The 3,939-nt window shown below is 60.9% G+C and carries 7 protein-coding genes; all 7 read right to left on the reverse strand.

The window, feature by feature from the left end; translation table 11 throughout:
• On the reverse strand, window positions 1-227 hold a 227-nt coding region (locus NFX52_RS13005; RefSeq protein ID WP_492759470.1), incomplete at its 3' end, for a thioredoxin domain-containing protein.
• A gap of 48 nt (window positions 228-275) precedes the next feature.
• Window positions 276-581: a HypC/HybG/HupF family hydrogenase formation chaperone gene (locus NFX52_RS13010; RefSeq protein WP_055394200.1), complete on the reverse strand. Its 306-nt coding sequence runs from the start codon at window positions 579-581 to the stop codon at window positions 276-278.
• A 3-nt stretch (window positions 582-584) separates the two neighbouring features.
• Complete coding sequence (locus NFX52_RS13015) at window positions 585-1,250, reverse strand: HyaD/HybD family hydrogenase maturation endopeptidase (protein WP_055394202.1); 666 nt, start codon at window positions 1,248-1,250, stop codon at window positions 585-587.
• A 21-nt stretch (window positions 1,251-1,271) separates the two neighbouring features.
• Window positions 1,272-1,616: a HigA family addiction module antitoxin gene (locus tag NFX52_RS13020; protein WP_082437271.1), complete on the reverse strand. Its 345-nt coding sequence runs from the start codon at window positions 1,614-1,616 to the stop codon at window positions 1,272-1,274.
• 168 nt (window positions 1,617-1,784) lie between these two features.
• Entirely contained in the window at window positions 1,785-2,534 is a 750-nt protein-coding gene (gene cybH / locus NFX52_RS13025; protein WP_055394204.1) for a Ni/Fe-hydrogenase, b-type cytochrome subunit, read from the reverse strand.
• A gap of 44 nt (window positions 2,535-2,578) precedes the next feature.
• Window positions 2,579-3,187, reverse strand: a complete 609-nt coding sequence (locus NFX52_RS13030; RefSeq protein ID WP_055394206.1) for a HupE/UreJ family protein — start codon at window positions 3,185-3,187, stop codon at window positions 2,579-2,581.
• 42 nt (window positions 3,188-3,229) lie between these two features.
• Window positions 3,230-3,939 (reverse strand): nickel-dependent hydrogenase large subunit (locus NFX52_RS13035; protein WP_252635669.1); only part of this gene is annotated, 710 nt, incomplete at its 5' end.

Genomic DNA, 3,939 nt, shown 5'->3' on the forward strand with positions numbered 1-3,939 from the left:
TCAGGTAACACAGCCGCCACGTCCTGGCCTTCTGGAAAGCGCACCGCGTCACCAGTGAGCAGCACCACGCGGTTACCGCCACCAGCGAGCCAACCGGCAACCGTGGCCTCATCTATCCATACCGCGCCAAAGTCACGCACCAGGCGCATCACGAGCGGGGCAGCCGGGTCATTGCTGGGCTGAGGAATTTCCAGCGGACGTGCGAGAGTTTCGACGTTAGTACTCATGAGGGAATCTCCGGGGTTCGATGAGAAAAGCAACGATGTAAATGCGGTTCAGGCTTGACCTGACAACTGTTTAAGCTGCGCAGAGGTCATCTGGGAAGGCAAAAGAAATCCGGCCTCAGCACTGGCATCGCTGCCTTGCATGGCGTCCAGAACTAGGTCAAGCGCACTGTTCACTTCCAGCGCACGCGTAGCGTCAATGCACTCGCGCGCATCGCCCAGAAACACCAGCAACCAGTCACCCGGCGACACGTTTCCAACCAGCGCTGTATTCACGCGGCGGCGCTCTCCGCGGCCATCGCACCAGGCGTAGCCAGGATCAGTGGCCGTGACCTGCATGGGCATACCGATGCACATGGGTCAACCCACCTGCGCAGGGAAAAAGCGATCGTCGCCTTCCCGGCATGCGGATTCCGGACCAGGTCGTTGGGCCTCATAGGCCGCGAGCGCCAGCTCGTCCATAGTGACTGCTTCCCGGTTGGACAGCGGCACTTCACGCGTTTGTGGCTGCGCGCCCCAGTGCGTCAGCTCGGTCAGGCCCAGGGTTAGCGCCTCTTGCATCGCAGCCTTCACGATGGGGCGCAAGCTGCCGCCATAGTCTTCCAGCTCCTCTGGCTGACAGCCGATCAGCAGCACCTGCTTTGGGTACCCACCGGTCAGTTGAGCAAGCGAGAGCACCTCCTGAAATCCCGTCTGATGCAGGCTCATTTTTTTCGCCCCCATGAAGCGCGGCACTTCTTCATCGCGCACCAGCTTCAGTTCGCCCGGCGCCAGACCGTAGTCGATCGCGTCGAAAATCAGCAGCGCGTCTGCGGCCTGGACAAACTGGATCAAGTAGAGGCCTTGCGTGCCACCGTCAATCAGCTCCACATGGTCGGCAAACACGTAACGTTTTTGCAGCGCTTCAATGCAGCGCACGCCAAAGCCTTCGTCGGCCCACAGCAGGTTGCCAATACCCAGCACAACGATGCGGTCGGGCTTGTCACTACAGGCGTTACAGGTGAGTTCAGGCGGATGTGTGCGCATAGTAGTTGAGCCCTCAGGCGTTCAGGAAGAAGAAGGCGCCGACGCGGACTGGCGCAGGTGCTTCCAGGCATGGAAGCTGTCCCAGGCGGCTTGTTGCGTGAGCCAGAAAGCCGCATCAATGCCGAACACATGGGCACAACGCAGAGCTGTGTCTGGCGTCATGGTGCGCTGACCGTGCACCAGCTCATGCAAGCGCCGGCGCGACAGGCCCAGTGCGCGCGCCGCTTCGCTCTGGCTCAAAGCCAGCGGGGCCAAGCAGGTCCGCGCCAGCAAACGGCCCGGATGCACCGGCGCACGAGACGGCACACCCTTAGGTGGAAGGACCGAAACAGCAGCAAGCCAATGAGGACGAGAAGAGGGCAGCATAAGAAACGAAGAACGGAGACAGCTGGGTCAGCAGAATGAAGCGAAAATTTGGAAGACGGTTCCGGTGCGAAATATTTGGACCTTCTGGGTGCAGCGGAACCTGCTTTTCCAGGCTGCCAGCCTCCCCTGAGGAAGAGTGATGCGCCTACGGCGCGACGTAGGCGCAGGTCAATCTTTAAACGTGCGCCATCCAGAAATCATGGTGGAAACAATGCTTTGCCGGCCCATGATGTCTTCACGGATCGCCGCGTAAACATGGGCGATTACAAAACTGATCATGGCCCACATGCCGAAGTGATGCCAGGTGTGCACATCCTGGCTTTGTCCGAACAATGGGATCACCCAGCCAAATACCGTGTCTTGCCAAGATCCCCTTTGTGCACCTTCGGCATAGAGCGCAAAGCCTGTGAACACCATGAACACGGCCGTGAACAAGAACAGCGTAACCATCGCCATACGGGCCAACGGGTTGTGGCCCACATAGCGACCCGGACGCGGGGCGATGAAGGCGTACCACTTGAGCATCCTGCCGACTTCGATCCAATAGGTTTTCTGAAAAATTGGCAGCCAAAACAGCTCACGCGCGTGGTGATTGCCCACGAATGCCCAGTAGATGCGACCGAGCAAACCGATGGCGAGCACATAGCCAGCGGCAAAGTGCGCAAATCGGATGTAACCCATCAAGAAATGGGCGCTCGCCTCTCCGGGCATGGTGGGCAACGGCTTGCCAATGAAATAGCCGGTGACCGCGAGCACGGTAATGGCCAGCGCGTTGATCCAGTGCCAGATGCGCACCGGCGCCTCGTACACGTAGACCGACTTGATGGTCTGACCCTGCGCGAGCTCGCGCTCTTCGGCGTCGGTGGCGCTGGCGGCGGTGAGCCGGCCGCTGTGGGTAGTGGTCGTCGTGGATGACATGGAGCCTCCTGAGGTCGGTTACAGAAACTCGATCGAGTTGGCCGTCAGGTTGCGAGTTGGCCAAACAGGTAGAGGCCAGCAACGCCGAACGCCGCGCCGAGGCCGCCGAGCACCACACCGCTGCGTTCCGCTCGCCAGCGCCGGATCGCCAGGCCCAGGCCGACTCCACCGATGTGCAACACAGCCGTGGTCAACAGGAAGCCAACGGCATAGCCGGCAAAACCGGTCTCAGGTGTTTCGGCGCCATGGGCCAGACCATGCAGCGAGGCGGCGGCAGCGATCATCGACAGCCCCAGTGCCGGTGGTATCTGCATCCGCGAGGCAAACAGCATGACGCCGAATAGCGCGACGGACAGTGCTATCGCATGCTCCAGGTAGGGCGGCCGAACCCCGACCATTCCGAAGAAAGCACCGACCACCAGCGCCAGTAGAAAAGTGGCAGGCCCCCACCACGCTTTTCCCTGTGGCAAGGCCGACACCGACCATATGCCCACGGCCACCATCGCCAGCACGTGGTCTGCGCCGAAGGGGTGCACCAAGCCCTCCATCAGGCTGTGGGTGCCATGACCGGTGTGGGCCTGAGCCGCTCCGGCCAGAACGGCCAGAAGACCCGCCAGCGCCAAACGACCGATGTTTTTCTTGGGGTGTTGCATGTGAATTTTCCTCGTTGGTGGTTTTGTCGATGGGTGGGCGTGTCAACGCACGGTGACGCGGCTCATCTCCTGGCCGTCTTCACTCATCACGTGGGTGGAACAGGCCAAGCAGGGGTCAAAACTGTGCAACGTGCGCAGAATCTCCAACGGCTGCTCAGGGTTCACCATGGGGGTGTTCATGAGCGATGCCTCGAAAGCGCCAATCTGGCCTTTGGTATCGCGCGGCGAGCCGTTCCAGGTGGTGGGTACCACGCACTGATAGTTCTCGATCTTGCCGTCCTTGATCTTGATCCAGTGGCCCAACATGCCGCGCGGTGCCGCTACCGTCCCCACGCCTTTCGCCTCTTTCGGCCAGGTAGCGGGGTCCCACTTCTCGACGTTGGCCGTGCTGGTATCACCGGCTTTGATGTTGCCGATCAATTGCTTGAAATCGTCCATCATCAGTTCAGCTGCGTACTGACTTTCCAGCGCACGGGCCAGGGTGCGGCCGATGGTGGTAGGCAGCAATTGCTTGGTGCTGTAGCTGGTTTCCGGCAGGCCCAAGGCGCGGGGAATCGCGCTGTTGATAGCCACGGCCGCGCCGTCGATCTGCTCCTTCACACGCTGGCAATATTTGTTGCCCTGCATAGCGTGGGCGTAACTCAGGATGTAGCGCGAGAGCGGGCCGACTTCGACCGCGTGGCCACGCCAGCGAGGCGACTTGATCCAGCTGTACTTGGCCGACTCGTCGAGGTGTTCGATTCGGGTGCGAG

The sequence above is a fragment of the Acidovorax facilis genome (genome assembly GCF_023913775.1).
Lineage (GTDB): Bacteria > Pseudomonadota > Gammaproteobacteria > Burkholderiales > Burkholderiaceae_C > Acidovorax > Acidovorax facilis.